24 protein-coding genes and 3 pseudogenes are annotated in these 26541 nt (G+C 62.7%); 16 read left to right on the top strand and 11 right to left on the bottom strand.

Translation table 11 applies throughout. The features are described from left to right. Nucleotides 1-13 precede the first annotated feature (13 nt). Entirely contained in the window at nt 14-1363 is a 1350-nt protein-coding gene (locus tag HK436_RS25695; protein ID WP_173194487.1) for an MFS transporter, read from the bottom strand. 345 nt (nt 1364-1708) lie between these two features. On the opposite strand from HK436_RS25695, the gene rnk reads away from it, so the two are divergent. The 4 genes from rnk to HK436_RS25675 all read left to right on the top strand — a co-directional run bounded on the left by rnk (nt 1709) and on the right by HK436_RS25675 (nt 3920). Continuing rightward, the gene (gene rnk / locus HK436_RS25690) at nt 1709-2149 is read left to right on the top strand and encodes a nucleoside diphosphate kinase regulator (protein ID WP_244649403.1); all 441 of its coding nucleotides are present in this window, start codon (nt 1709-1711) and stop codon (nt 2147-2149) included. Between the two features lie 143 nt (nt 2150-2292). Further along, nucleotides 2293-2832, top strand: coding sequence for a GreA/GreB family elongation factor (locus tag HK436_RS25685; RefSeq protein ID WP_173194485.1), 540 nt, complete (start codon nt 2293-2295; stop codon nt 2830-2832). Between the two features lie 27 nt (nt 2833-2859). After that, a complete protein-coding gene (locus HK436_RS25680) occupies nt 2860-3681 on the top strand; it encodes a sulfite exporter TauE/SafE family protein (protein WP_173194484.1) in 822 nt (273 codons plus the stop codon). Between the two features lie 50 nt (nt 3682-3731). Then, the gene (locus HK436_RS25675; protein WP_173194483.1) at nt 3732-3920 is read left to right on the top strand and encodes a YjiS-like domain-containing protein; all 189 of its coding nucleotides are present in this window, start codon (nt 3732-3734) and stop codon (nt 3918-3920) included. 173 nt (nt 3921-4093) lie between these two features. On the opposite strand, the gene HK436_RS32570 is transcribed toward HK436_RS25675, so the two are convergent. Next, entirely contained in the window at nt 4094-4216 is a 123-nt protein-coding gene (locus HK436_RS32570; RefSeq protein WP_280515833.1) for a hypothetical protein, read from the bottom strand. A gap of 1367 nt (nt 4217-5583) precedes the next feature. Between HK436_RS32570 and HK436_RS33825 the strand changes: the two genes are divergently transcribed. After that, a complete protein-coding gene (locus tag HK436_RS33825) occupies nt 5584-6204 on the top strand; it encodes a PTS sugar transporter subunit IIA (RefSeq protein WP_173194482.1) in 621 nt (206 codons plus the stop codon). Nucleotides 6205-6585: 381 nt separating this feature from the next. Beyond that, nucleotides 6586-6972 (top strand): hypothetical protein, encoded by a 387-nt coding sequence (locus HK436_RS25665; RefSeq protein WP_173194481.1) that lies wholly within the window; start codon nt 6586-6588, stop codon nt 6970-6972. Nucleotides 6973-6999: 27 nt separating this feature from the next. Here HK436_RS25665 and alr read toward each other — a convergent pair whose 3' ends face one another. The 3 genes and pseudogenes from alr to HK436_RS32565 all read right to left on the bottom strand — a co-directional run bounded on the left by alr (nt 7000) and on the right by HK436_RS32565 (nt 9870). Then, on the bottom strand, nt 7000-8118 hold the full coding sequence (alr, locus tag HK436_RS25660; RefSeq protein WP_173194480.1) for an alanine racemase: 1119 nt from the start codon (nt 8116-8118) through the stop codon (nt 7000-7002). Further along, nucleotides 8115-9367 (bottom strand): annotated as a pseudogene (locus HK436_RS25655) (D-amino acid dehydrogenase). The gene alr and the pseudogene HK436_RS25655 overlap by 4 nt, the downstream one beginning before the upstream one ends. 368 nt (nt 9368-9735) lie before the next feature. Further along, the gene (locus HK436_RS32565) at nt 9736-9870 is read right to left on the bottom strand and encodes a hypothetical protein (protein WP_280515807.1); all 135 of its coding nucleotides are present in this window, start codon (nt 9868-9870) and stop codon (nt 9736-9738) included. A 608-nt stretch (nt 9871-10478) separates the two neighbouring features. On the opposite strand from HK436_RS32565, the gene HK436_RS25650 reads away from it, so the two are divergent. The 3 genes and pseudogenes from HK436_RS25650 (at nt 10479) to tnpC (ending at nt 12933) form a co-directional block, all read left to right on the top strand. Continuing rightward, a complete protein-coding gene (locus HK436_RS25650) occupies nt 10479-10886 on the top strand; it encodes a transposase (RefSeq protein ID WP_173194479.1) in 408 nt (135 codons plus the stop codon). After that, nucleotides 10883-11227: an IS66 family insertion sequence element accessory protein TnpB gene (gene tnpB / locus HK436_RS25645; RefSeq protein ID WP_173194478.1), complete on the top strand. Its 345-nt coding sequence runs from the start codon at nt 10883-10885 to the stop codon at nt 11225-11227. The genes HK436_RS25650 and tnpB overlap by 4 nt, the downstream gene beginning before the upstream one ends. Before the next feature lie 75 nt (nt 11228-11302). Beyond that, nucleotides 11303-12933, top strand: a pseudogene (gene tnpC, locus HK436_RS25640) (IS66 family transposase). A 581-nt stretch (nt 12934-13514) separates the two neighbouring features. Here tnpC and HK436_RS25635 read toward each other — a convergent pair. After that, nucleotides 13515-14462: a bifunctional GNAT family N-acetyltransferase/nucleoside diphosphate kinase regulator gene (locus tag HK436_RS25635; RefSeq protein WP_206680575.1), complete on the bottom strand. Its 948-nt coding sequence runs from the start codon at nt 14460-14462 to the stop codon at nt 13515-13517. Between the two features lie 427 nt (nt 14463-14889). Then, entirely contained in the window at nt 14890-15765 is an 876-nt protein-coding gene (locus HK436_RS25630; RefSeq protein WP_173194477.1) for a LysR family transcriptional regulator, read from the bottom strand. A 103-nt stretch (nt 15766-15868) separates the two neighbouring features. Here HK436_RS25630 and HK436_RS25625 point away from each other — a divergent pair, with 103 nt between their 5' ends. Both HK436_RS25625 and HK436_RS25620 read left to right on the top strand, forming a co-directional pair. Continuing rightward, entirely contained in the window at nt 15869-17440 is a 1572-nt protein-coding gene (locus tag HK436_RS25625; protein ID WP_173194476.1) for a proton-conducting transporter transmembrane domain-containing protein, read from the top strand. A gap of 24 nt (nt 17441-17464) precedes the next feature. Then, nucleotides 17465-19863: pseudogene (locus HK436_RS25620) on the top strand (YbcC family protein); the annotation flags it as partial. Nucleotides 19864-20487: 624 nt separating this feature from the next. Here HK436_RS25620 and HK436_RS25615 read toward each other — a convergent pair. The 3 genes from HK436_RS25615 to HK436_RS25610 form a co-directional block, all read right to left on the bottom strand. After that, nucleotides 20488-21198: a CBS domain-containing protein gene (locus HK436_RS25615; protein WP_173194475.1), complete on the bottom strand. Its 711-nt coding sequence runs from the start codon at nt 21196-21198 to the stop codon at nt 20488-20490. A 236-nt stretch (nt 21199-21434) separates the two neighbouring features. Further along, a complete protein-coding gene (locus HK436_RS31860) occupies nt 21435-21584 on the bottom strand; it encodes a hypothetical protein (RefSeq protein WP_244649402.1) in 150 nt (49 codons plus the stop codon). Next, nucleotides 21581-22279 (bottom strand): LysR family transcriptional regulator, encoded by a 699-nt coding sequence (locus HK436_RS25610; protein ID WP_244649401.1) that lies wholly within the window; start codon nt 22277-22279, stop codon nt 21581-21583. Before HK436_RS25610 ends, HK436_RS31860 begins: the two co-directional genes overlap by 4 nt. Nucleotides 22280-22414: 135 nt before the next feature. Between HK436_RS25610 and HK436_RS25605 the strand changes: the two genes are divergently transcribed. The 3 genes from HK436_RS25605 to HK436_RS25595 all read left to right on the top strand — a co-directional run bounded on the left by HK436_RS25605 (nt 22415) and on the right by HK436_RS25595 (nt 25420). Then, complete coding sequence (locus HK436_RS25605) at nt 22415-23077, top strand: 5-formyltetrahydrofolate cyclo-ligase (protein WP_244649400.1); 663 nt, start codon at nt 22415-22417, stop codon at nt 23075-23077. Between the two features lie 96 nt (nt 23078-23173). Then, on the top strand, nt 23174-24769 hold the full coding sequence (gene ctaD, locus HK436_RS25600; RefSeq protein WP_173194474.1) for a cytochrome c oxidase subunit I: 1596 nt from the start codon (nt 23174-23176) through the stop codon (nt 24767-24769). Nucleotides 24770-24820: 51 nt separating this feature from the next. Continuing rightward, nucleotides 24821-25420 carry a Tim44/TimA family putative adaptor protein gene (locus HK436_RS25595; protein ID WP_173194473.1) on the top strand — a complete coding sequence of 200 codons (600 nt, stop codon included), beginning with the start codon at nt 24821-24823 and terminating at the stop codon, nt 25418-25420. A 121-nt stretch (nt 25421-25541) separates the two neighbouring features. On the opposite strand, the gene HK436_RS31855 is transcribed toward HK436_RS25595, so the two are convergent. Next, nucleotides 25542-25730 carry a DUF488 domain-containing protein gene (locus HK436_RS31855; RefSeq protein WP_312860742.1) on the bottom strand — a complete coding sequence of 63 codons (189 nt, stop codon included), beginning with the start codon at nt 25728-25730 and terminating at the stop codon, nt 25542-25544. 268 nt (nt 25731-25998) lie between these two features. Between HK436_RS31855 and HK436_RS25585 the strand changes: the two genes are divergently transcribed. Further along, a complete protein-coding gene (locus HK436_RS25585; protein WP_173194472.1) occupies nt 25999-26142 on the top strand; it encodes a hypothetical protein in 144 nt (47 codons plus the stop codon). Nucleotides 26143-26181: 39 nt separating this feature from the next. Then, nucleotides 26182-26469, top strand: a complete 288-nt coding sequence (locus HK436_RS25580; RefSeq protein ID WP_173194471.1) for a DUF6522 family protein — start codon at nt 26182-26184, stop codon at nt 26467-26469. Nucleotides 26470-26541: the final 72 nt, after the last annotated feature.

Below are 26541 nucleotides of genomic sequence, written 5' to 3'. Positions count from 1 at the left end.
TCGCATACGATGACTAACCTACCTCAGTCCCCTTATCGATCGCAGTATCATCGCGATGATATGGGTCTGTAAGGAAAGGATCCGGCGTCGCGTCCGTCGTTCTCACGTCGAGAGCCAGCGACTCTGGAGTCGGCGCAGGCAGCGGCGGCATGACGCGAAAGTCATCGCGCTCTGAGGGATCGAGCGCCCGCGAGCGCATCGATCTCCAGAGTGCATAAAGACCATAGACCGCATAAACGCTGCCCATCGCGACGAAAAACCCGTTGGGTCCCATTCCGTCCATCAGTCGGCCTCCAAGCTGAGGTCCGACCATGTTGCCGATGCCATAGACGATCAGCAGCCCGCCCGACACTTGCAGGAATTCGTCCGCGCTGGCCTGGTCGTTGGCGTGGGCGACGTTCAAGGCGTAGATCGTGAAAAGGACCGAGCCGAGCGCGAACACGCCGACTATGATCGCTGCAGGGTCGGTCGGGGCAATCATCACCATGCAGGCGGAGATCACGGCGCCTAGCGCGCCAGCGAGTGCCATGACGTAGCGCCTGTCGACCCGGTCCGAAAGCCAGCCGAACGGTATCTGGAAGACAACACCACCGACCATCGCGGCGGTCAGCATGGTGGCAATGCCCACCTCGGATAGCCCCGCCGCCTGACCGTACAATGGTCCAAAATAGCTCCAGTTGCCGAAGATCACCCCCGCCAGGAACGAACCGACGACGGCAGCCGGGGATTTTCTGAACAGAGCACGGGCGTTGATCGTTACCTGTGTTAGCGGTTGGGGCGAAGGCGCGACCGAAAGGGCCACCGGAAGCAGAGCCGCTCCGAACGCGAGCGCGCCGACCATGAACAATGTACCGGTCATGATGTTGCCAAGCGGCAGAATGAACTGTCCGACTGCCACGCCCGCCATAGACACGATCATGTACGCCGCGAAGACGGTGCCCCTATTGGCGTTGTCGACGCGTTCGTTCAACCAGCTTTCGATCACCATGTAGCCGCCCACTAGCGTTACCCCGCCCAAGGCCCGGAAGAGGGCCCAGGCGACGGGGTGAGGTACGAGGGCGAGGAGAAGCAGCGAAGCAGCAAGCAGAGTCTGCAGGACAGCAAACACCCTGATGTGGCCGACGCGCCTGACGAAGAGCGGCGTTAGGATACATCCAGCGGTAAAGGCCACGGCATAGGCCGTTCCGATCCACGCAATAGCGGTTGAAGACCAGCCCTCGGCGGACGCTCTGAGAGGAACGAGCATGTTACCTAGACCCGTCCCGACCATCATCAGGAAGGTTCCCAGAAGCAGGGCGCCGAAAGAGCGGAGTCGTTGCCACACGATGCTGAGTTCCGAGTCGATACGTCGAAGAATGAGCATAGGCATTCCAAAGGCTTGCGGCCCGCCCTAAAGCGTCACGTCGCTGGCGCTTTCCGGGTATTGCCGCCGCGCCCCTCCAAAGCTTGACTTTCCTGCTGCAAAGGCCCACCTCTGGGCCATGTACAAGACCGAGCGCCGACTTCTTACGTTCTCCAGGGTTTGCCCCATCGCGGGCATCTAACCCCCGGCCAGGTCGCGTCGCGCCCCGGCCGCGGGGCATAGGCTGATTTCCGCAACCGCGGTCATCGGCATCGAAAGCGGCAACAACTCCAGACATAACATCACCCGGCGACGCTTACGGCGCGCAGGCGGCAGCCACGAGAGGGCCGAGCCATGGCTCACACAATGAAGAAGAACCGAAAGCCTACGATCACCGTAACCCGCACCGACAGCGAGCGACTCTGGCGGCTGGCCGAATCCTATGTCGGACGGAATCGCGCGGTCGCGGAAGAACTCCTTATCGAACTCGAACGCGCGAAGGTGGTCGCCGACAGTCGCGTCGCTGCGGACGTTGTGCGCATGGGCTCCACCCTCCGCTTCACCAGCGACCTCGGCGAGGACCGAAGCGTTACCCTTGTATTCCCGGGCGAGGCCGACATCGCCGAGGGCAGGATCTCGATCCTCACGCCGATCGGCGTGGCGCTGGTCGGTCTCGCCGCCGGACAGTCGATCGACTGGACCGCGCGTGACGGCCGCACTCATCGGCTGAGAGTGGAATCTGTCGAGGCACCTGCATCCCGGAATACGGCGGCAGCCTCGTCGGCGGATCTGCCGGCCGCGTTATGACTGAAATCAGGCCGCCGTGCCGCCTCTCGCTTTTCGGAGGCTGCCTTATCGCAGGATCGTAGCCCCTGCGCCGCATGCCGCGGCCAGGGGATCTCCAGTGCGCCATAATGTATGCGCTCCGTGCGGAGCGATGGAGAACTGCGATGACAAGAGAAACCTGTTTCCTCACGACAAAGGACTTCACGATCGTGGAAGTGATGCGTGACCGCTGCCTCGGCCAGGACGATCCGCTTGCGCCCATACTGAAGCGGAAGATCGAAGCAGCGACCGTGATGTTTCGCGAAGACATCCCCGTCAATGTCGCCACGCTCAGCAGCAGGGTGACATTCAGCGTCAACGGACGCGATCCCGACACACGCGTAATCTCGTACGACAAAGTGACGACCCCAATCGGCATGTTCCTGCCGATCACCAGGCCTCGTGGACTGGCGCTGCTCGGCCTCTGCGAAGGCTCAGAGTTCGTCTTGGCCGACGTTGACGGTGCTGAAGAGCGTATCGTGCTCCACGAAGTGCTCTACCAGCCGGAGGCTGCAAGACGCGACAAGGAAGCCATGGAGCGGATGAGCGCTTTACCTTCGGGTAAGCCGTCGCTGCGGGTGATCCGAGGCGCGCTCCACGATCAGCCCCGTCTTGCGCCGGTGGGCGCTTGCGGTTTCGACGATCCCGGCCCTTCGGCCGCCTGAGCGCGTGCTGCGGTGCAGGAGAAACGCATGACTGAATACCTTATCCTCGCCGCGGCAGCCTTCTTCGCCGGAATGCTGAACACGGTCGCAGGCGGCGGCACGTTCCCGACTTTCCCAGCTCTCGTCTACGCAGGCGTGCCTCCCGTGGCCGTGAACGCGACCTGGGCCGTCGCCGTGTTTCCTGGCTATCTTCTCGGGGCGTTTGGTTTCCGCAAGGAGATCGCCGCGTTCGACAGCATGCGGCTCCTCAAGATCGTTGCCTTTACGTCGATCGGGGGGCTTGGCGGGTCGCTGTTGCTCCTGGTGTCGTCCAACGAGGCTTTCTCGCTCGTCGTACCCTTCTTGCTGGCGCTGGCCACGTTTGCGTTTGCCTTCGGCCCTCGCATCCAGGCCTGGGCCAGCCGCCACGGTTCCGGCAAGGCGGAAGGACCATTCGGCACGGTCCTTGTCTCCATCTATGGGGGCTATTTCAACGGGGGTCTTGGGATCGTCCTTCTGGCGCTGTTCTCGCTCTGGGGCATGCGCGACATCAACGTGATGAACGGCTTGAAGAACGCCCTGTCCTCCGTGCTTTCGGCCATTTCCGTCGCGACCTTTGCAGCGGCCGGCATCGTCGCATGGCCACAGGCGGCCCTCATGATGGCAGCAGCCACGGTGGGCGGGTACGTTGGCGCGCCCGTCGCTCGGGCACTGCCTATGGTCGCGGTCAGGATCATTGCTGATCCGGCACTGACCCCGGGAGAGCTGGCGACAAGCCAGCTCTCCCGGGGACGTAATCCACTACTTAGACACGCGCCGTCTTGCGCTTCTCTCGAGCGCGAGCGGATGCGCGCGGCTGACATCGCTTAACGCCGTGACCGTCGGTCAAGCGGCGTGCGCCCAATCACTTGGAGAACACCATGTTCGAACACGACAACCGCCGACCTCGATCCGCATTCGGAAGACTGCTCCTCCGCGGCCTGCGCCGCTGGCAGCGGCAAAGAGCGATGGACCAGCTCCAGGCTATGGACGACAGGGAACTCTGGGACATCGGTCTTACGCGCAACGACATCCCGCGGGCGGTCGAAGGCTTGTTCAGCGAGAAGTAGCGGTGTCTCACGGGCACTGTCATCCACTCAGTTTCGATGTTTCGAATTGGACCCCACGACGAAGATAATCATTGCATCCGGCATGCTGGGCCTGTTGCTCATCGCATTTGCGACGCTCTGATCGAACGAGAGGATGCCTGCACGCAGACGCAGGTTCGCGTGCAGGCTCAGCGCTATCGCCGCTTGCCGGGCATCGAAGTCCTGGCCATCAGTTCCGAGACGGACCCTGTCCCGACCTTCTTTTGCTTGTTCTGCTTGGGCTTGCGGGCTTCCTTGTTGCCCTTGCGCATTGCCATGACGGCTTCCTTTCCTACGGCCCGCCACACGTGGCTGCATGGCAGCCCGCGGCGCAATTGAAAACTCTCGTGGAAGGATCCCTGGCCCGCCGCCCTTAAGGCTGCACGAGCCAGGGCTAGCTGCCGTTTTTGGGCTGCTTGCGGAACGGAAGCGAGGTGTGGAATGGCTTGGTCACGACTGCGTCTTGGCCAGGGAACCTGGGAAGTCAAACCTTCGTTGCCAGCTACGTCAGATGCCCGGGCGACATAAGGTCGCCTCGGAAAGCTGACGGCGAATGCCTATGTAAGCCGCATGTGCATGGAGACTTTCATCAAGATGTCGAGGCTTGCCGGGAACGGACGCGTGCCCTCCCGGGGCAGGTTCGCCAACCTTGGATTCCGCACCTAAGCCTGCTCCGGGAACTCTCGACGACATTGCGGTCTACCCCTGCGGCCCGAGAGGGCCGCATCGATGGAGCGTGTAATGAGAAACACCCATGTCCGGCTGATCTGCCTTCCCTGCAACCGTCCGCTTCCGCGGTCCGCGGCCAGGTGCCCTTGGTGCCTGTCGCCTATGGTCCAGCCTTCTGGAAACAATGTCTATTCGTGCATCGGGTCCCCAGTGCCTTCGTCAGCGCCGTCGGTGCGGCCATGACGAGGACCTTGAAACAGACGGCTGTCGCTGAACTGCAAACGAGAGCCTACGCGGCTCTCCCCTGGCGCATGAGCAGTGAAGGGACGATGGAGGTCCTCCTGCTTTGCGCGCGGAAGGACGGTCGATGGGCGATCCCGCAAGGGGCGCATGCGGCTGCAAGAACGGGATTTCGGTCCGCCGAACGCGCGGCATTCCATGACGCGGGCGTTGCCGGAAGGCTCGGACCGGAACCCGTCGGCCGCTACAGTATGCATCGCGAGCTTGCATGCGGTCGCACGGAGTACTGCGAGGTCAACGTGTTCGGACTTCATGTCTGGGGCACGCTGACTAACTGGCCTTCGGACAGGAAGTTGCTAAGAAGATGGATGGACCTTGAGGAAGCCAGGCAATGCGTCGCCGAACCTGGGCTTGCGGCTGTTCTTTCTTCCCTGATCGCAGGGCCCGCCCTCCAAGTGGACGGAGCGGCTTTCGGTCGCACTCGCGATGCGGTGCAAGGCGATCCCTCGGGGGTTGCTTCGCCTGCAGGAACGGCTAGGGTCGGCGCATGCTGACCGCGCCTGCCTTCATGCTCCCCAAAGGGGCGCGCCTGCTCAAAGCGGGACGCTGACCCGGACGCCATCTGACCCCCTGGCTCTGCGTCCGGGTCCGCCAGGCTCCAATCAAATCACATCGACTTTCCCGCCCGCAATGCTGGGCAGTTGCCTCGGCGCTTCAGCCAAGGCCGGAGTCCGTCATGGATATTTTCGACCTCCTGCATCGGCGGGACATTGTCTTGAGCGCGCCAGCACGGGCCAAACGTTCACTGCTGCGCCTTCTGGCACACACATTGTCTGCCCGCTGCGGCGTGCCTGCGGATTCAATCCTAGCCGCGCTTCTCTACCGCGAGAAGCTCGGCTCGACCGGTATCGGTCATGGCATCGCAGTTCCGCACGCGCTGATGAAAAGCCTGTCGGAGCCTGCGGCAGCCCTGGCGGTCCTCGACCCTCCGGTCCAGCACTGGGCATCGGACGAGCAACCCGTCGATGTCGTGCTGGCGGCCATCTGGCCGGGTGAACACGTCGGGTGGTTCACGCCCGCGCTCGCCCGCTCCTGCCGCCGACTGGCGTGCACAGGAGCGCTTAAAAGCATTCGAAACGCGGCGACGGCGGATGAAGTCCTTGAATGCCTCCGGCGGCTGAATGAAGCGCGATGGAGTCCGCCCACTTCCTCGCTGCCAGGTTCCAGCCAGCCTGTCGGGGCGACATATTGGGAGCGCCGGAGATGGCGCCAGCCCTCGAAACGAGCCAGCAGGCCCGCTGGCGAGACGGAACAATGTCCGACCAGAACGTCGCGGATGCGTTGGAATGCGACGTGAACGTGGTACGCGAGATCGTTTCAGTGTGGGCCTACCGTACTCCGTCGACCGCGCCAGCTTCCCTCGAGCAACGGCACGGCCCGCAGGCAAGCATCAGGCTCGCAGTGGCGCACGCGCTCCATACGGCCGCCGGGCTTGCAGTCGCCGATGCGGCCGCGGTCGCAGTTGGATGCTGGCAAGTGTCCGCGTCTCTGCTAAGGATCGTGGAGTTCCGCCCGCGACATGGGTCCTCCGCCGTCGATACGGATCCCGACTTGCAGGAATCCGATCCGTTCATGCTGTTTGCGGCGCATGCCCCGGAAGCCCTCCCAGTGGCGGCGGCTGACGAGTACCTCGACGTGGCTGATGGCCGACGCATCTACTGGAGGAAGCCGCGCCGAGATGTCTATCTATGTGCTTGCATGCGAGTTACACAGGCTGTCGGCCGCCTGCAGGCGCGCTGATACTCCAGCACTCCAGGAGGAATATCTGGAACTGCTGGCCCGACTTCGCGAGCCTGCGGACCATTCATTCGAATGGATCGGCACAGTGGCCGACGGGCGCTTCCCGCCCGCGCCCGACAGGTTCGCCGAACGGTGCCCGACGATGCGTCAGGGACCAGAGGGCGGCACGAAACAAAGCTATGCGGAGTCCTACACCAGCAAGGTTTCGGTCAACGTGTCGCTAGCGGCACGCTCGATGAAGCGTCGCGCTCTCGGCCTCGCCGTGAAGGATCCTGTCACCAGAAACAGGCCCACGCCGACCCAGGAACGAACGATACCAAGATGACGACGCCCTAGGAACTGTTCGATGAGCCTACGCTTCTCCGCAACATGTAGTGGGCTCGTAGTCGCGGCTGAAGCGCCGCCCGAGTCGGGTGAGGATTTCGTAGCCGATGGTGCCTGCATTTCTGGCGACGTCATCGACCGTCTGCTCAGAACATAAGAGGTTAACGAAGCTGCCTTCCCCGGGGAGATCGGCGCAGTCGGTCGCATCGACCACGATGCTGTCCATCGAGACGCGTCCTGCAAACGGGAGACGCGTTCCTCCGAAGAACGCCGAGGTTGTTGCGGTTCGCGGCCAGCCGTCGGCGTAGCCAATGGAAAGCGTCGCGAGCCGCATGCGCCTGTCGGCGCAGAACGTATGGCCGTAACCCACGCGAGTGCCCGTGGGCACGTCCCGCAGCTGCAGGACGCGCGCGGACAGCCTGACGACTTGACGCATTGGATTTGGCGTCCCGGGAACCGGGTTGATCCCGTAGAGGGCGGCACCCGGTCTCACAAGGTCACCGTGGAATTCCTGACCAAGGAAAATGCCCGACGAGTTGGCGAAGGAGGACCGAGCCTTCTTCGGAAACACCGAGCGGAGCTTGGCGAACTCGCGCCGCTGCCGTTGGTTGGCGAGATGCGTGGGCTCGTCGGCGCAGGCAAGATGGCTCATGATCAGCTCCACTGAAAGCCCCTCCAGGAGGGAGGGATCGCTTGCCAGCATGGCGACGTCGCCCGAAGACAGTCCGAGGCGGGCCATGCCCGTGTCTAGATGGAGCGCGACTGGCATGCTGCGTCCTGCCTCGCAGGCGCGACTTCGCCAGGCAGTGAGTTCTCCTGCCGTGTTGACGACCGGAATCAGGACCGATCGCAGGAACTCGTCCTCGGCCCCCGGAGGGGTGCCGTTGAGGACGAAGACGCGGGAGCTGAAACCGATCGCCTTCCTAAGAACGAGCCCTTCGTCGAGATGCGCGACGAAGAAGGTCTTGCACCCGGCCTCTTGTAGCGCTGCCGCGACCTCCGGCGCTCCGAGACCATAGGCGTCCGCCTTCACCACGGCGGCACATTCAGCTGGCTTCGCCAGTTTCGACAGCAGCCGCCAGTTGGAAACGATCGCCTCAAGATCGATCGTAAGGATTGCGCCTGCTCGCATTCCCTTCGCGCTCATGCGCGGTACCGTCCGGGATTGAGGTCCGATAGGTCGATATCGGGAACCCTGTCCGAGATGAGGTCCGCGAGAACGCGTCCCGAGCCGCACGCCATCGTCCAACCGAGGGTTCCATGTCCGGTGTTGACGTAGAGCCCGGGGATGGACGTAGCGCCGATGATCGGCGGGCCGTCTGGAGTCATTGGTCTCAACCCACACCAGAAAGATGCGGCAGCAGCGTCGCCCGCCCCGGGGAACAGGTCGGTAACCGAATGCTCGAGGGGCCCGCGGCGGGAACGCGGCAAGGATAGATCGAACCCAGATATCTCGGCAGTACCCCCAACGCGGATGCGGTCTCCCAGGCGGGTGATAGCGATCTTGAAGGTCTCGTCCATCACAGTCGATACAGGCGCGGCCGCGGCATCCGTCACGGGCATTGTCAGCGAATAGCCTTTCACCGGATAGACAGGAACATGCACACCGACGGGGGCGAGCAGTCGGGGAGAATAGCTTCCCGCAGCGACGACGACGGCGTCCCCGTAAGCAGACCGCCCGCTGTTCGCACGCCCGTGACCCTGCCGCCTTCTTGGACGAGTCCCTGGACGGAGACGCCAAAACGAAAATCGACCGCTGCTGATGCGAGTGCCGCCAGCTTCTCGGTAAAGACGCGGCAGTCTCCGGTTTCGTCGCCAGGAAGCCGCAGGCCGCCAACGAACTTCTCCGTCACGCGCGCCAGCGCAGGTTCCGCAGCGACACAGCCCGATGGGGCAAGGACAGTGAAATCAACCCCGAACTGCTTGAGGACCTCGACGTCGCCGACGATTCCGTCGAGTTGCTTCTGGGTGCGGAACAGTTGCAGGGTACCCTGCGATCGCTCGTCGTATTCGATGGCGGTCGTAGCCCTCAACTCGCGAAGGCAGTCACGGCTGTACTCCGCGATCGGCACCATGCGCGCCTTGTTCACGGCGTAGCGCCGCGACGTGCAGTTGGCGAGCATCTGCAAAACCCACGACCACATCGCCGGATCGAACCGTGGACGGATGGCGAGAGGGCCGTGCTTCATCAGGAGCCATTTGATCGCCTTTAGGGGCACTCCGGGACCCGCCCACGGTGAGGAATAGCCAGGCGACACCTCACCAGCATTGGCGTAGCTGGTTTCCAGTGCGGGACCGGGCTGTCGGTCGAGGACGGTGACTTCGTGTCCGGCGCGCGCCAGATACCACGCAGAGGTCACGCCGATGACCCCGCTACCTACGATGAGAACCCTCATGTCCGCCTCCTGCGGACGGCGAGTTTGGAAGCCGCGCACATGCGGCTGGGGCATCTGTCGATCATCATGCATCTCCACCGGGCCAGGGGGCGGACCCGGAAATCAGAACTGAATTTTTGACTTGGTTGGATTTCCGGCCCCCGGTCGACGGCCTTGCGGCCGCGCCAGGGCTAGATGCATGCGATAAGGCTGCCCGCGTGGTTCATGAACCGGATGCGGGTCCGCGATGATGTCCTGTCCATTCGAGAAGTGGGCACGGCACGAACTCAAGCGTTTCCAAGTCCCACAATAGCGCCGACTACGCTTCATGCAATGACCAGCTCGACGATTCCGGGCATCCAGAGGCAGCTGTGCGTGTTGCTGCTCTCTCAGAACAGCAGAGCGAGCACAGCCATCGACGCGACTGCCAGAGCGATCATGCTGGGTACCATCACGGCTACGCCCGAACCGAATGCGAGCGCCGCAACCCAGTCGAACTTCCTGTCGGTATGCTCGCGCATCATTCGCTCCCTGTTTCCGCAACGTTGGTGCGCTCACGATCGTTCCGATCCCGTAGCGGTGCGTCGTCTATCTCGTGCAGCAGCACGCGCTCGGCCGCGCCGTCCAGGTCTTCCAGCTGCGCACTTCAGGCTAAGTCGGCCTGAGATTTCAATTTATTCGGCCCTCCCGTTCGGGTGGAAAGCGCAGTCCTTGCCGCGCTCCCTGCCGCTGCCGATCTCGTTTGCCAGCCAGCCCACCGACTGGTCAGCGGGCTGGCGCGCGAATGTTATGATCGCAACTGCTTTTCGGCCGCAACCTCTCGCCGCCACGCAGTAGGTGGGGCAAACAGATGTTCTGGAACAGAACTTGCGCTGGTGAGCGGCTGTCGGCAACTCCAGCACTGCGGCCCCACTGCCATGGTGCACCCGCAAGATAGGCAAGGTTGAGCGACGATCATGGCTCAGAACTCGATGTTTTTCATCCGATCGACCAGCACGTTCCGATCTTCCGGAGATTTCACCCGGATAGTCATGGCGTTGCTCTTGACCGGAAGTAAGCGGGTAAGCCACCCCACGTAGCGGTTTGTCGGTTTGAGGCTCATTTTCGTGGTGAGAATCACGAGGAGAGTCATATGAGCGACAGGGTGGGTCAGGTTCGGACCTTCGAGGTTTTGACGGCAACGGCGGTGTCATCGCGTCGGACGCCTCGCCATTGGTCGGATGATGAGAAGGCGCGGCTGGTCGCGGAGGCGTTTTCGCCGGGAAGCACGGTAGCAGAGGTCGCCCGCTCTTATGAGCTGGACGTGTCCCAACTCTATACGTGGCGGAGGAAGGCGCTGTCCTCGGGGGCGATCGCGCCGTTGGCGGTGCCCTTGTGTGGGCGTGGTGGCTCGGCGACCGATCCGGTGAAGTTCACGCGCTTTGACGCGGGCGCCAGCGCGGCGGTGGAGCTTGTGGTGAGCGATGTCGTTGTGCGGGTCGGCGAGGATATTGCACTGGATCGGTTGGCCGGGATTATCCGGGCGGTGCGCCAGGCATGATCGCGTCGGGCGTTGTGGTTTACGTGTCGGCGCAGCCTGTAGACTTCCGCAAGGGAGCGGCGTCCCTGATGGCGCTGGTGAGGGATAGTGGTCTCGACCCGTTTTCCGGGGCGCTTCATGTGTTCCGATCGAAGCGGGCGGACCGGGTTCGCATCGTGTGGTGGGATGGCAGCGGGGTGTGCCTCTATGCGAAGGTTTTGGAGGAAAACAGCTTCTGCTGGCCGGGCGTATCGGCGGCGCGGCTGCGTCTGGACCATTCGCAACTGATGGCGCTTCTGGCCGGTCTGGACTGGAAGAAGATCCGTCCTGCGCGGATCAAACGCCCGCTGCTGACGGGGTGAAATCGCCTCTCGGATGGCCGCTCAAAATCGGCTGAACCCATTGGAAAATCGGGCGTTTTGTGCTCTACTCCCTCTATGGTTTTATCCGTTGCCGAACTGCCGGACGACATCGACGCGCTGAAGGCGATGATCCAGGTAATGGCGCGAGAACACGCTGAAATTGCGCGTGGGAGTGCAGCTCAGTTGGACGCAGCGAAGGCGGAGATCGCCCGGCTGAAGGCGGTCGAGGCGGCGGCCAACGAACGGATCGCCAACCTGACGACGATCATGAATGTCCTGCAGCGCGCGCAACATGGCACGCGGTCGGAGCGGTTGCGGCTTGCCGCCGATGACGAGCAGGTGGCCTTCGCCTTCGAGGAGGTGGAGACGGGGCTTGCGGCGATCCAGAGCGAGCTCGACCGCGCTGCCGGCAACAAGCCGAAACGCGCGCCGCGTCCTCGGAAAGGCTTTGCCGCTCACCTCGAACGCATCGAGGAGGTCATCGAGCCGGAAATCCCTGCCGAATGCGCGGGCCTTGAAAAGATTCTGATCGGCGAGGATCGCTCCGAGCGGCTCGACGTCGTGCCGCCGAAGTTCCGGGTCATTGTCACGCGCCGCCCCAAATACGCCTTCCGTGGGCATGATGGTGTGGTCCAGGCGCTGGCGCCGGCGCATATCATCGAATGCGGTCTGCCGACGGAGCAACTGCTCGCCTATATCGCCGTCTCCAAATATGCCGACGGCCTGCCGCTCTACCGGCAGGAGGCGATCTATCTGCGCGATGGCGTCGAGATCAGCCGGAACCAGATGGCTCAATGGATGGGGCATCTGGGCTTCGAGCTTCAGATATGCGCCGATTACATCCTGGAACTGGTCAAGGAGGGCGAAAGGGTCTTCGCCGACGAAACGACATTGCCGACCCTTGTACCCGGCTCCGGCAAGGCCATGACGGCCTGGCTCTGGGCTTACGCACGCGACGATCGCCCCTATGGCGGAACCAGCCCGCCAATGGTCGCCTATCGCTTCGAGGACAGTCGTGGTGCGGAATGCGTGGCGCGCCATCTCACCGGTTTTAGCGGCGTCCTTCAGGTGGATGGCTATACTGCCTATACGAGCCTCGCCAAGGCGCGGGCCAGGCTTGGCAGCAATCAGGCGATCCAGCTCGCCGGGTGCTGGGCGCATCTGAGGCGAAAGTTCTACGATCTGCACATCAGCGGCGTCTCGCAGGCCGCGACCGATACGGTCGTCGCCATGAGCGCGCTGTGGAAGGTCGAGGATGAGGTTCGCGGCCAGAATGCCGAAACCAGAGTGGCGCTGCGGCAGGCAAAGTCCGCGGCCATCGTCACCGGCCTCTTCGGCCTGTGGGAGAAGGAACTGCGCAAAATCTCCGGAAAATCCAAAACCGCTGAGGCCATCCGCTATGCGCTCTCCCGGCGCGAGGCGCTGGAGTGGTTCCTGACCGATGGCCGTATCGAGATCGACTCCAACATTGTCGAACGCGCAATCAGGCCCCAGACAATTACGCGAAAGAATAGCCTGTTCGCCGGTAGCGAGGGGGTGGACGAACCTGGGCAACACTGGCCACGCTTCTTCAGACCTGCAAAATGAACGGCGTCGATCCGCTTGCCTGGCTCACCCAGACCTTAAGCCGCATCGCTCAAGCATGGCCGGCCACCGAAATCGAAGCCCTCATGCCCTGGAACTTCAGCCCTGACGCCATCGGCTGACCGCTTACGACCGGAACCTGAGGCGGCAAGCTTACCTCGATTTCGGGTGCATGCTCTGCGGCCCACTTTTTGAAGCGAGGGATCTTGTTTGGTCCGGCGATGGGGAATGTGTAGCTGTAGCTGAAATTCATAGCGGTTGTCCTCTGAACCCATGACGCAGCATCGCGAGCGCACAGGGCGCTCGCTCAGCGATGGCGGCATGTCAAAACTGGGAACTGGGCTTAACCTGGTGCCGCTCTTGCTTGCGCAGTTAGTAGCACCAGGCCTTCAGCCGGGTTGGCTGAAGCCCTTTGCGTTGAGGACTATGCGAAGATTGATGCGCATCAGGCATCTGTCGGCCATATGCCGATGGAAGTCAATCGACCCCGAGCGGCCTGCCAAACGGGCGAAAACTTACCACCGGCGCCATCGTTCAAAAGCCGAACATCACTACGCGTGTTAATCGGCGCAATGAGAGTTACGTCTCCATGCCAGATCTGAGTCAGTACTCAGCCTGCTGACGGACCCGGGTCATCCGATCATCAGCGGCATCCATAGTTCGTCCGCCACTGAAACTGCGATCCGTTTTAACAGGTTGTGTACTACGCCGACTCGATCTCGAAAGTCATCGTACGACTAGAGCTCAAGGTCCCCAAACGCTTCCGGCTGGTAGACCACCTCCTCGATGCAAATGCGTCTGGTGCGTTCTGCCACCAACCAGTCGATGGAATCGCCTTCCTGATACCCCAGAATCGCGGTGCCGACCTCGGAGAGGATCGATAGCTTTCGAGAGGGTCGTCGGCGTCGTGCGGATAAACAAGAGTTACTTCCTGTTGCGTGTCGTCCACGTTCAGCACGACTCTCGAGTTCATCGTCACGACATCGCGCGCGACATGCTCAGGCTCAACGATAATCGCTCGCTCGATCTCGTGTTTGAGATCCACTTGTTGGGCCTCTTCCTCGACCTCAATCAGTCTCTGTAGCCTTGCCTTGTCGATCTCGGTGACGCAGATCCGGGAAGAATCGGTCATGGCGCCTTCGCGCAGCAATTGGAGATACCGGTCAGCGGTCATGGCCAAATGAGTGAGCGTTGGCGTTCGCAGTTTCGGGAGAAAGCCGCAGCGCTCAAAGCCCTTCAGCGAGCGCGCGTTGTTGGGATGAATTTTGGCGATGACGCATTCTGCCCGCATGTCAAGAAAGGCTAGCTTCAAACCCTCCCGGATGGCGCTCCAGCCAAGCCCGCGTCCCCAGTTGTCGTGGTCTCCGACGACCACAACGATCTCACACTCAGGGCCACTCTTGACTAGCCGTACGAATCCGACCGGAATATCGTTTCGATCGTAGGCCATGAAAAAGCGGCCGCCCTGATTGAATAAATGCGTCAAAATAGGCAGCTGCGCTCGATCGACGGCTTGGGCGATGAACCGCGACACGCTACTTGAGTCACTCAGGTAGCGGGTGACGCGTTCATTTTCCATCCAGTCCATCAGGGCGAGTGCGTGTGTTCGGGTTATTTCCGGCCGCAACGAGATATAAGGCTTCGCCATCATCGCCACCTTGGGTCGCAAAGAATGAAAGCCTGTAACGGTGGGAGCCGTGCTGGTGCTTTCGGATACGGTTGAGGGTTGGAGTGCTTCACTATCAAAAATCCAGCAGTGAGGCCAGAGGCAAGTGCTTGCATATGCGCGAGGGCGCTGCAGTGGCGTCTCTGGAAACGAGCGCGAATGTCCAGTTACGGCTTAGGCAAGGTTCGGCCGATCGTCCGAAATGGTGAAAGGTTTCGCGTGCCGGCAGTCATATGAAAGCCTCTCTCAGGAACGCGAGGGCCACAGTCCGGCGCCCCTCCTGCGAAGTGGGTGCATGCCGGCGGGCGCAAATCAGTCGCTTGATGAGGTCGGGTGGGGCATTTTGAGGAACTGGCCTAACGCGCGATGATGCGGCACGGGCGCTGGGCGTCGGGTACCCCTCCAATCGCTTCTACGTCGAGCCGTGCAGGAGCGTTCGCAAAGCCGGGTTGGGAAAGCGACGTTCCATCGTCACAGCGAAGAAGGTCTCCGTGATCCCTAACGGCTCATCGCCCTCGACGAGGAGGCCGGCCGCCAGCTCATCCTTGACGACGATGGGCGGCAGGACAGCAAGGCCAACATCTTCGCGGGCCAGAAGCCGCATCATCGCCATGTCCTCGACTTCCGCGACGATCTGCGGGCGCACCGCTAGGCGATCGGCAACAGCATCAAAGCCGGCGCGCACGCTGCTCTCCAGCGTCGGCACTATGACGGGATGGTCGCGCAAGAGGTCAACGAGGCCAGCTCTGCCATGAAACCGATCCGGTGTGCCGACGATGCCGACCGGCTGTTCTGCGATCCTGCGGGCCACGAAGGACGTGAGCATATCGCGCGCGGGCGCCTGGTTGATCAGGACGACGTCGAGGTTCAGTGTTTCCAGAGCGCGCAACAATTCAGCGGCGCCGCCGGAGCGCAAGACGAGCTCGATGTCGGTCCGGCCCAGAACGGGCCGCAGAAACTCCATCTGGAAGTTGCGCGACAAGGTGGCGAGCGCCCCGACCCGTAGGGCCCGGCGCGCCGTACCGGTCTCGCGAAGCGTGCCGAGCAGCTCCTCCCCGGTCGCGAAGATCACATCGGCGTGGTCAAGCGCGATGCGGCCGGCTTCGGTCAGATGAAGTTGTCGCCCGCGCCGGTCGAAGAGCGCGTGGCCGAGTTGCTCTTCCAGTTTGCGAATCTGCACCGAAAGGGCCGACTGGGTGAGGTTTAAGCGCTCGGCCGTACGCGTGAGGTTGCCGTCATGCGCGACGGCCCGGAAGTATCGCAGGTGGTGATAATTAAGCGCTGCCATGACGTTCGATAATACCGAACGGATTTGAGCGAACAATGCATTTTATTTCGGACGGTGGCTCGGCTAGCAGCAGGAGGTCACTACCGCTCCTCGGGAGACTGTCTTGTCAATCAATATGCTTCCGCTCGCCGCACCGCTTTTGCTTTTCCTCGCTGCTCTGTTCGCGTCTTTTCGCCAGGGTCGAAGGCCGCCGAACGTAGTGGCCATGGCCGAGGGGTCCGCCATGTTGGCTCTCGCCATCGCGGCCGGGTCGCTGCTTCTCCTGTTGCTGCAGGGCCCGGGCGATAGCGCGCTGATCGGTTGGGCTGGTATGGGCCTCTCCGCGCGGCTCGACGCGGTGAGCGTGACGATGCTGCTGCTGGTCTCCTTCGTCGGCTGGATCGTCCTGCGCTATTCGCATAACTATCTCGACGGCGAGGCTAGGCAGGGCGCCTTCACGGGCTGGATGTGCGCGGCACTCGCCGCAGTCCTGCTCCTCGTCCAGGCCGGCAATCTCGTCCAGCTGCTCGGTGCGTGGATCGCGACGAGCTTTGCGCTTCATCGTCTGCTGCTTTTTTATCCCGAGCGCATCGGGGCACGGCGCGCCGCGCGCAAGAAGCAGCTCTTCGCGGTCCTGAGCGCCCTTTTTCTGGCCGGGTCGGTTCTGCTGATGAGCACGGGCCTCGGCACCACTGACATTGCTTCGATCAACGCCATGGCGAGATCGGGCGACCTCCCCTGGCATGCGTCGGCCGCAGCGGGATTGCTGGCGATCGCAGCGCTCCTCAAATCAGCACAGTTCCCGACCCATGGCTGGCTGACCGAGGTGATGGAGGCGCCGACGCCCGTTTCGGCGTTGCTCCATGCCGGTGTGATCAATGCGGGCGGCTTCCTCCTCATCCGCTTCGCCGACGTCATGCTGTTCGCGCCTGGTGTGCTGGCGGTGCTGGCGATTATCGGCGGCTTCACGGCTCTCTTCGGCGCGCTCGTCATGTTGACGCAGTCCGCGGTAAAGACCTCGCTCGCCTGGTCCACCGTTGCGCAAATGGGGTTCATGATCCTGCAATGCGGGCTGGCGCTGTTCCCGCTGGCACTGCTCCACATCGTCGCCCACTCGCTCTACAAGGCGCACGCATTCCTAGCCTCGGGCGGCGCCGTAGAGCAGGTCGCCTCCATCCGCCGCTCGGGTCCGGTCGCAATTCCCGATGGCAGCGCCGTCGCCCGCGCCTTTCTCATTGCACTGGCGATTTATGGCGCGATTGGCGCCGCCTTTGGTCTCGGGTTCGGGTTCGAGCACAAGTCGCCGCAGGCTCTCGCGCTCGGTGCCATCCTCATCTTCGGCGTTGCCTATCTGCTGGCCCAGGGGCTGGCGGACGCAGCACCCCACGCCCTGACGACGAGGACGGCAATTTATGCGACTACAGCCGCACTCGGCTACTTCGCCCTCCAGACGGCAGCCGAGTGGCTGACGGCCGGCGTGCTGCCCGCGACGCCCGCACCGGGCCGGCTCGAATGGACCTTGATGGCGCTCGCTGTTCTGACTTTCGGCCTGGTTGCAGTCGCGCAAGCGCTATTCCCGCTCTGGGCGGGCCATCCGGCGGCTGCGGGCCTGCGGGTCCATCTTACCAACGGGCTTTATGTCAACGCGATGCTCGATCGCATGCTGGGCGGTTGGGCCGTCCGCAAGCCTTCGTGACGCTCACAGACCAGGTAGAGTACCATGCTGATGACTGCCCCCAAGCCCCAAGTTCCCGGCCGCGAAGCAATCGTCGCGGCGGCGCACGACGCGACGCGCGCCATCCCGCCGCTTTGGCCGCTGGCCTCAAGCGTCGCGGTCAATCCGTTTCTCGGCCAGACGGGCGAACCGCTGGCCGTAACCGCGGCGCGTCTGCGGCGGGCGGCAGGTATCCCGCTAACCATGCCGCGCCGCTGGTATCTGGAGCGCCACCATGGTGGCGAACTTATCGACAAGGACCTTGCGGAAGCGCTCGAGGCAGCGCCTGCATCGCAGCGCCCGCAGACGTTCGCCGCGCTGAAGCAGGCCATGCGCGTCGAGGCGCCACCGGCGCGAGCGCTGCCCACTGTCGCCGAGTTGGCGGGTGAGGCGAGCGGCATCGACTGGCAGGCCGTGGTCGATGAGCGGATCAGCCACTGGGCGGCAGGCTATTTCGATCAGGGCCAGGCGCTCTGGGCCGCAGCGGAAGGACGCGGCGCCTATTCGTCCTGGCGCACCGTCGCCATGCACGACCTGACCCCGGAAATTCTTGGCCTTGCCAACTTCGCCAAAACCGTCGCGGACACACCCGAAACCGCCGAAGCTGCCTTCATTGACGCGGTCCAATTGCTCGGTCTTTCCGAGGCGGCTCTGGAAAGCTGCTTCCACCGTTTGCTGACAGGGCTCGGCGGCTGGGGGCAGCTCGCGCGCTACCGCCTCTGGCAGGCCGAACTGACAGGTGGAACGGACGGAACGGTGACCGAACTCCTCACCATTCGCCTCGTGTGGGACGCAGCACTGCTGCGCCGCTACCAACAGGACATCGGATCGCGATGGCGCGAGACCGTGATTGCCCATGCCGAACCGATTGCCGCTAGCGCGGAGGATCATATCGACGCGATCCTCCAGGAGGCTACTGAGCGCGCGGCCCAGCGGCGGCTGCGGGCCCTTTTAGCTGAAGCGCGGCCTGCCGCGCCGGCTTCGTCGCGACCCGCGATGCAAATAGCCTTCTGCATCGACGTGCGCTCTGAGGTCTTTCGCCGGGCGCTGGAAACCCTGGATTCCGGCATCAGCACCTTGGGTTTCGCCGGCTTCTTCGGCATGGGGATAGCTCACCGCCGTTTCGGCTCGGACGTGGTGGAAGCACGCCTGCCCGTGCTGCTCCAGCCCGCTCTCTTCACGTGCTCTGGAGAGCCGACGCCTCAGACCGGGCGCGCCGATCGGGCGGCAAGGATTGCGTCGCGCGCGAAACGTGCCTGGGGCCGCTTTAGGCTCGCTGCCATCTCATCTTTCGCGTTCGTCGAGGCGGCGGGGCCGGTCTATGTCGGCAAGCTCCTGCGCGATGCGCTAGGGCTCACCCGCACCGCCGCTCCGAACGATCCGGCGCCGCGCCGACCGAGGAAATCGGACCTGAGCAGCGGATCGCGATGGCGGAGAACGTGCTCATGGCCATGTCGCTCACCGAGGGCTTCGCCCGGCTGGTGCTGATCGCTGGTCACGGCGCCAACGTCGTCAACAATCCGCATGCCACCACGCTGCATTGCGGAGCCTGCGGCGGCTATTCGGGCGAGGTCAATGCCCGGCTGCTCGCCTCGCTTCTCAATGAGCCTGACGTCCGCGCCGGCCTCATCGGGCGCGGCATCGTGGTTCCCGAGGACACGCTGTTCCTCGCCGCCCACCACGACACGACGACCGACAACGTCATGATCTACAGCGCCGATCATCCGTCGGCGGACCACGCCATAGACTTGGCAAGGGCCAGAGGCTGGCTCCAGGCCGCGGGTGGGCTTGTCCGCGCGGAACGGGCGAGGCGCCTGCCCCGCGCCGAGTCGCAAGCTGACATCGCCCGTCGCGCCCGCGACTGGGCCGAACTGCGGCCCGAATGGGCCCTCGCCGGCTGCAAGGCCTTCGTCGCCGCACCGCGGTGGCGCACCTCGGGCCGCGATCTGGCCGGCAGCGCCTTCCTGCACGACTATGACTGGCGGCGGGACGGGGGCTTCGGCGTGCTGGAACTGATCCTGACCGCGCCGGTCATCGTAGCGAGCTGGATCAGCCTGCAATATTACGGCTCGACCGTCGCGCCCGGACTCTTCGGTGCCGGCAACAAGCTACTGCATAATGTCACCGGCGGCGTTGGCGTGGTCGAAGGCAATGGCGGTATCTTACGCGCCGGGCTGCCCTGGCAATCCGTTTATGACGGGGAGCAGCTGGTACATGAGCCGCTGCGGCTCTCTGTCGTGATCGAGGCGCCGCGCGAGGCGATCGCCGACATCCTCGAGCGTCACTCGGAGGTCCGGGCACTGTTCGACAATCGTTGGCTGCACCTCTTTGCGCTCGATGAAGATGGTCGAATGGCCTGGCGTTACGCTGGTAATCTGACGTGGAAAGAAGCAGAGGAAAAACCTCGAGTTTTCAGACAAGCCCATGAAAACGCGGCTCCAATCACCAGGCGTCTTTCAGTAGCCACCGTTCACCCGTGTGCACCCTATGCCGGACGGCACGCCGTGCTCGCCACCATGCATGGCAAGGAAGCAGCGATCGCCCGATCTTGCACAACCGTCTCGGGCTGATCATCCCCATCGCGCCTGATATCGACATCGACGCGCTCGGAACCTTCACCGGCGCGGTTCTGAGCGCCGGCACCATTCGCGAGATGACGAACGCGAAGGCGCGGCTGAATATGAGACCACAGGCCTGCCGATCGGCTTTGCCAGCGAAGGCGGCTACCTGGAGCGGGCCATGCGTTTCCATGGGCGGAGCGGTGTGCCTTCGCGTGGCTGGAGCCGATCGACCCCGACAGCGGAAGCACGCTCCCTCACAACGAGAGCATCAATTCGCTGCTCCGCAGCCGCCGGTGAGACCAGCAGTTGAAGCGTTTCAAGATCGTGCTGGGCCAACCGTGCGCTCCCCGGGTGGTTCTTCGGAAGCTGCGGCTCGATCGCCGCGCACACCTCGTCGTCCAACCAGTAGACCTTCCTCATCATTAGTTGATAGAATGAATGATGCTGGAGGGTCGGCTTCCGATAAAATCAGATCGCGCCGTATGCAACCTTATAGGCGAGATCGATTAACACCCTACGGTCGTCGACAGCGCTTACACCTGGAATATTCTCTACGAGCACCTGCGACGCGCGGCGCTCGTCTTCGGACTGAAATGTGCCCCACAGGGTTACCACTCCGTCCGCCACGCTGGCGTCAAGACCCGTGGTAACTGTCCAGCTTTCCTTTCGAAGAGCGGTCAGCACATCCGTCCTGATGTCGGACTCTTCGCGCGAAACCGGCAGCAACGTGCCTTGAAAAGCTACCGCCAAGGCCCGAATGAGGTTCGCGCGGCTCACTATTCCTGTCAGCCGGCCGTCGCGCAGCACCGGCACTCTCTTGATGTGCCTGCGCTCGAGGATGTCGGCAATCTCACGCACCGGGGTCTCTTCGTCCACCGTCACGACATCGCGTGTCATCACGTCTGCAACATGGACGGAATGGGTTTTTGCATAACCTCTGGCCAGCGCGCCGTTGTCCCTGAACAGCCCGAGCCACCAGGAGCGATTGGGCGGCAGGGTGTCAATCTCCTCGCGATGCAGGAGATCTCCCTCGCTGACGATGCCCCTCAGTGTGCCCTTCTCGATCACGGGCACGGCGCTGATGCCGTGGGTCAAGAGGAGTTCCGCGACGTCCGCGACCCGGGCGTCCGGGCCTACGGAAATTATTGGAGATGTCATGATGTCCTTCGCCCGCAACATTGATGCCTCCAACAATCGGACCGGTCTTTGGAACTACCCGATTGTCTTGTCAGTCTTAGAAAAAGTCGAATGAATTTAATCCCTATTTCAACGCAAAATAATTGTCTTAAAGCAGATACTCAGTGTGGCTTCGGTCCGCAGAATCTGATCGACCGCGGGCAGCTTTGCAGCGCTGGTCAATACCCGGTCACGAACGCACGATGGCAAATCCCGGCGGGAGCGCGAAACGGCGGCGATCAGGTGACCACCTGCTTCAGCCCCTGCAACGCGTCCTGCATGTCCGCGCGTCCCTCTCCGGTCTCGGGATAGACGGCATAGGCGGGGTAGGTGAACTCGGGCGCACCTTCCACGATCTCCAACTCGCCCGCCTCGATGTGAGGCTTCACCACCCCCTCCGGAAATAGCCCATACCGCCTGCTCTGAGGATGTAACTCAGGCCGAGCGGGCCAAGCCCTACCATCAACCCCGGCTCGCGGAACGCGGGCGAGCCGGTGCCATGCTGGGCCGCGAAAAGCGGTCCCCAATCGACATAGACATAGTCCGGCGCGGCGTCGTCGTTCACTTCCCGGTCCGGTGTTCGGACCAGTATCAGTTGCTCTTCCTGGAGAAGCTCCACCCTGAACCCGGGCAGAAGCTTCGGCGCGTAGAGGACGGCGATGTCGAGCACGCCGGTTCTCAACTGCTCGATGAGTTGGTCGGGCACACCGACATGGGCATGGATGGCGATTTCGGGCTTGGCCTTGCGCATCCATACCAGCCAGTCGAGCAGGAGCGGGTTCCACAGGCTGAGTTCACCGCCCAGCGCGATCACGCTGGTTCGACCGGAGGGGATCGCAAGCTGTTGGCGGGCGCGCTCCCATATCTGGACGAAGGATTGGGCGAATCGCTCGAACTCGCGACCCGCCGGCGTAAGCTGCGCACCGTTGCGGTTGCGCACGAACAGACGCCGGCCTAGTCCCTCCTCCAACGTGCGAATGCGTGCGCTCACTGTGGTCTGCGTGACGTGCAGTCGGTCGGCTGCGCCGAGGAACGAACCGCAATGGACGATCTCCAGGAAGGTACGGGCGCGATCGATGTCCATTGCTAGTCTCCTATAGTGCAATATTATTGCATCTATCGGGCATTTAATTCCATTTGCTTTCCTGATTCAAGCGTCCCACCATTCGAACCCAAAGGACGAGCCCACAGCCCGAGCGCAGCGAGCGAGATCGTCGCGATGACCAAGGATGACAAAGCGCCTGCGGCGACCGGGGAATACGCTTCCCCGCCCTGCTTCATGCACGAGCTTGCACCCGAATACCGGGCGGCGCCGGAGCGGACCGATGAATGGGCAGATGTGGCCCGCTGGAGAAAGGCGGAGCGCAAGCGTCTGGTCAATGATAGGCTTGCCATGGATGCCGAGACGCGCATGGAACGGTCCCAGAAGATCGCCTCCGGGCTCGACCGCGCGATTGGCAAGGTGGCCGGTCGCATTGTTTCCACGTACTGGCCGTTCCGAGGCGAGCCCGACCTGCGCGACTGGTCGATCAGGGTGATCGAGCGCAGCGGCCGGATTGCGCTCCCGGTCGTCGTACAGAAGGGCGCACCACTCGAGTTCCGCATCTGGACGCCGGGCGATCCGCTGGAACGCGGCGTCTGGAACATCCTCGTCCCCTCGCGCGGACCGGCTGTGCAGCCCGACATCGTTGTGGCCCCGGTGGTGGGCTTCGATAGTGGGAACTACAGGCTCGGTTATGGTGGTGGCTTCTTCGACCGCACCCTTGCGGCGATGACGAAGCGACCTCTCGTCATCGGGGTTGGCTACTCCGAGGCCCGGATTGCCACGATCTATCCGCAGCCGCATGACATCGCCATGACCACGATCGTGACTGACGAGTGACGACACAAGCGGGCACTGCTCGGCTTCCCATGTGACGGACTTCTGCGCCGTCTGAGGCCGGAGCGGCCCGCCGGAGTAGACGGCAGGAGGCCGGCAATGACGGAAGCGACCATCACCCCTGAAGACCACAAGCCCGGCCTCCTAGAGCGTTGGCTTTATACCACCAACCACAAGGATATCGGCACCCTCTACCTGATTTTCTCTATACTCGCCGGCATCCTGGGCACGGGACTGTCTGTGGCGATCCGCATGGAGCTACAGGAGCCGGGTATGCAGATCTTCGCAGCGTCGGAAACCTTCAACGTCTTCGTGAGCGCGCACGGGCTGGTCATGATCTTCTTCGTCATCATGCCGGCGCTGATCGGAGGCTTCGGCAACTGGTTCGTGCCGATCATGGTCGGTGCGCCGGACATGGCCTTCCCGCGTATGAACAACATCTCCTTCTGGTTGCTCGTCGCTTCCTTCATCCTGTTCGTGACGTCGATGTTCGTGCCGGGCGCGCCGGGCTCGTTCGGCCATGGCGGCGGCTGGACGCTCTATCCTCCCTATTCGAGCATCGGCCAACCGGGGCCGGCGGTCGACCTCGTCATCCTGTCGATCCACCTTTCCGGCGCGGCCTCGATTCTCGGCGCTATCAACTTCATCACCACCATCTTCAACATGCGCGCTCCGGGCATGACGCTGCACAAAATGCCGCTGTTTGCCTGGTCAATGCTGGTGACGGCGTTCATGCTGCTGCTGGCGCTGCCAGTGCTGGCGGGAGCCATCACCATGCTGCTAACCGACCGCAATTTCGGCACATCGTTTTTCGCACCGGCCGGGGGCGGTGATCCCATTCTCTACCAGCATCTGTTCTGGTTCTTCGGCCACCCGGAAGTCTACATCATGATCCTGCCGGCCTTCGGCATCATCAGCCACGTTATCTCGACTTTCGCGAGGAAACCAGTCTTCGGCTATCTAGGTATGGCCTACGCCATGGTCGCAATCGGAGCGATCGGTTTCCTGGTATGGGCGCACCACATGTTCACCGTCGGCATGTCGCTCGACAGCCAGCGCTATTTCGCCTTCGCTTCGATGGTCATCGCCGTGCCGACCGGCATCAAGGTGTTCTCTTGGTTGGCGACGATGTGGGGTGGATCGATCAGCTTTAGAACGCCGATGCTGTGGGCCTGCGGCTTCGTTCTGCTGTTCACCATCGGTGGCGTCACCGGCGTGGTGGTCGCCAATCCCGGCGTCGACCGCATGTTGCATGATACCTATTACGTCGTCGCCCATTTCCACTATGTATTGTCGCTCGGCGCGGCCTTCGCCATCTTCGCCGCCTGGTACTACTGGTTCCCGAAGATGAGCGGCTACATGATGAGCGAGACGCTGGGCAGGTTGCACTTCTGGGTGACCTTCGTGGGGGTAAACCTTATCTTCTTCCCGCAGCACTTTCTCGGGCTCGCCGGCATGCCTCGCCGCTATGTCGACTATCCGGATGCCTTCGCCGGCTGGAACCTAGTCTCCTCGACCGGCTCCTACATCTCTGCCGCCGGGCTCGTCATCTTCCTCGTCGCGGTGGCGGAAGCGTTCGCCCGCAAGCGGCCCGCAGCCGCCAACCCATGGGGCGAGGGCGCGATGACGCTGGAATGGACGCTGTCCTCTCCGCCACCATACCACCAGTTCGAAACATTGCCGCGAATACGCTGAGCGGACAGGGCAGGCAGGGTCGAAAGACCCGAGCGTGCCATGGAGATCGAAATGAGCGAATTTGTCGATATGAGCGGCAACCTGTCAGCAATCATCCTGTTCTGGCTGTGGTGGGCGCTGCTGAGCGTCCTGGATGTGATATCCGCGAAGAATCGCGCAGGAACCGCAGGGTCGAAGGATGTCAAAGAGTGCACTGACCGGATCGACCCCGCCTGCTGCGAGAGGATCCGGCGAATTGATCCGTCGTTCGATGAAGGATATTTCCTCCAAGGGGCTTCCAGGGCCTACGAGATCATTCTCGAAGCCTACGCCGCAGGCAGTCTTGATACGCTGCACACGCTGCTCGAAAGCGAGGTGCTTACCGCATTCGAGCACGCAATCACCGATCGTGAAAGCAGGGGCGAGACGCTGGAGTTGACCTTTATCGGCATAAGGGACGCCCGCATTGTCGATGCCGAAGGCGCGAAAGGCGGCGCGGCAATCAGTGTCAGTTTCACCGCCGAAATCGTGATTGCAACTCGTTCCCCTGACGGGAAGATCGTCCACGGCGATCCGGAGCGCGTGGTCGAAACCCGAGACCTCTGGACATTTGGGCCTGATCCGGCGTCCACAAACCAGTCGTGGCTGGTGACTGCGACCGACAGCGCATGAGAGATCCCGGGAGGCGGTAGCCGTCGTGCCTGACGGCGAGGAAATCCCGCAGCACGACAACATTGTTGCGCTCGGTGTCTCTCGCTGCCTCGAGCAGTGTCGTGGCCGCTTCCTCTATCCCCTAGCAACACGCATCCATCTCTGTTCCATTGGCCCGCCATTCCCATTCGTAGCGACGACGGAACTCCGGCCATTTGTCCGAATCAGGCCCGAACCATTGGCTTAACTCGGTACTTGGGGCGATTTCCTTCGCCCAATGGTCGATGCAGGCTTCCTCCTTGCCGAGACCGCGCGGCCACAGGCGATCCACGAGGACTCATAGACCGTCCCTATGATCCGGGGCCACATAGACGCGCTTAAGCTGCAGTTTCAAGGTCATCGAACACGAGCCAGACAAGGCACTGCGCCAGAGCTGCGGGCTAACCGAGCACAAGCACACATGCTTCGGTTCGCGAGGCTCTTGAGATAGCATGAACTGCGGGCGCTGCATGATTCCCGACACGCCTCGCTGCAGGCAGGCACATGTTGCCGCCCGGCTGCCGAAGGCGCCGCGACTAAGGTGGAAAAGAGGTTAAGCGATGGCCGAGAAAGAAAACGGCAGGGGTGCCGCCCACCCTGCGTCGAACAACCCAGACGAACGGGAGCAGAGCCCTCTTTTGCCGGTGCATTGGCGGCCTCATCCGATCATCGGCGGGATGGCCGCCTTGGCTATCATCGTCTGAGGGCGGGGCGTGACTGAGATTCCGAACACGGACAAAGCGATGAAGGTCGATATCGACAATAGCGAGATCACCGTCGATGCGCGCGTTCTGGGCGAGCTGTTACACGTTCCAGCGGCCGAAGTGCCGGGATTACTACGGCTGGGCGCTATCACTAGCATATGCGAACGCGGTGTCGGTGCAGATGCCGGACGCTACCGACTGACCTTTTTCCATTCGAACAGTCGGGTTCGGCTGAGTGTCGATGCTCAGGGACGGATCGTGCAGCGGGCCGTGATCGATTTCGGAGACCGCGAATTGCCGCCTGTGCTCCGTCGGGCAGGTTCGTAGGCCTGCGACAAGAAGGGGCAAGCTTTAGACACGTCGGCGTGGCAGGGCTGGCGGCTGAGCAAGATGCGACCG

Origin of the sequence: Neoaquamicrobium sediminum, from assembly GCF_013240295.1 — a bacterium.
Classification (GTDB): domain Bacteria; phylum Pseudomonadota; class Alphaproteobacteria; order Rhizobiales; family Rhizobiaceae; genus Aerobium; species Aerobium sediminum.
The sequence above is the reverse complement of the archived record's forward strand: the minus strand, read 5'-3'. Positions and strand labels throughout refer to the sequence as shown.

Bases quoted from the DNA above. Each gene is read 5' to 3' on its own strand.
- HK436_RS32570 (WP_280515833.1), bottom strand. From the start codon at position 4,216: ATGGCAATGCGCAAGGGCAACAAGGAAGCCCGCAAGCCCAAGCAGAAC.
- HK436_RS25580 (WP_173194471.1), top strand. From the start codon at position 26,182: ATGAAGGTCGATATCGACAATAGCGAGATCACCGTCGATGCGCGCGTT.
- tnpB (WP_173194478.1), top strand. From the start codon at position 10,883: ATGATCGCGTCGGGCGTTGTGGTTTACGTGTCGGCGCAGCCTGTAGAC.
- HK436_RS25695 (WP_173194487.1), bottom strand. From the start codon at position 1,363: ATGCTCATTCTTCGACGTATCGACTCGGAACTCAGCATCGTGTGGCAA.
- alr (WP_173194480.1), bottom strand. From the start codon at position 8,118: ATGAGCGCGAAGGGAATGCGAGCAGGCGCAATCCTTACGATCGATCTT.
- HK436_RS25675 (WP_173194483.1), top strand. From the start codon at position 3,732: ATGTTCGAACACGACAACCGCCGACCTCGATCCGCATTCGGAAGACTG.
- HK436_RS25650 (WP_173194479.1), top strand. From the start codon at position 10,479: ATGAGCGACAGGGTGGGTCAGGTTCGGACCTTCGAGGTTTTGACGGCA.
- HK436_RS25585 (WP_173194472.1), top strand. From the start codon at position 25,999: ATGGCCGAGAAAGAAAACGGCAGGGGTGCCGCCCACCCTGCGTCGAAC.
- HK436_RS25630 (WP_173194477.1), bottom strand. From the start codon at position 15,765: ATGGCAGCGCTTAATTATCACCACCTGCGATACTTCCGGGCCGTCGCG.
- HK436_RS25595 (WP_173194473.1), top strand. From the start codon at position 24,821: ATGAGCGAATTTGTCGATATGAGCGGCAACCTGTCAGCAATCATCCTG.
- HK436_RS25685 (WP_173194485.1), top strand. From the start codon at position 2,293: ATGACAAGAGAAACCTGTTTCCTCACGACAAAGGACTTCACGATCGTG.
- HK436_RS25635 (WP_206680575.1), bottom strand. From the start codon at position 14,462: ATGATGGCGAAGCCTTATATCTCGTTGCGGCCGGAAATAACCCGAACA.
- HK436_RS25605 (WP_244649400.1), top strand. From the start codon at position 22,415: ATGACCAAGGATGACAAAGCGCCTGCGGCGACCGGGGAATACGCTTCC.
- HK436_RS32565 (WP_280515807.1), bottom strand. From the start codon at position 9,870: ATGATGCGCGAGCATACCGACAGGAAGTTCGACTGGGTTGCGGCGCTC.
- ctaD (WP_173194474.1), top strand. From the start codon at position 23,174: ATGACGGAAGCGACCATCACCCCTGAAGACCACAAGCCCGGCCTCCTA.
- HK436_RS25610 (WP_244649401.1), bottom strand. From the start codon at position 22,279: ATGGACATCGATCGCGCCCGTACCTTCCTGGAGATCGTCCATTGCGGT.
- HK436_RS25665 (WP_173194481.1), top strand. From the start codon at position 6,586: ATGTCTATCTATGTGCTTGCATGCGAGTTACACAGGCTGTCGGCCGCC.
- HK436_RS33825 (WP_173194482.1), top strand. From the start codon at position 5,584: ATGGATATTTTCGACCTCCTGCATCGGCGGGACATTGTCTTGAGCGCG.
- HK436_RS25680 (WP_173194484.1), top strand. From the start codon at position 2,860: ATGACTGAATACCTTATCCTCGCCGCGGCAGCCTTCTTCGCCGGAATG.
- rnk (WP_244649403.1), top strand. From the start codon at position 1,709: ATGAAGAAGAACCGAAAGCCTACGATCACCGTAACCCGCACCGACAGC.
- HK436_RS25615 (WP_173194475.1), bottom strand. From the start codon at position 21,198: ATGTTGCGGGCGAAGGACATCATGACATCTCCAATAATTTCCGTAGGC.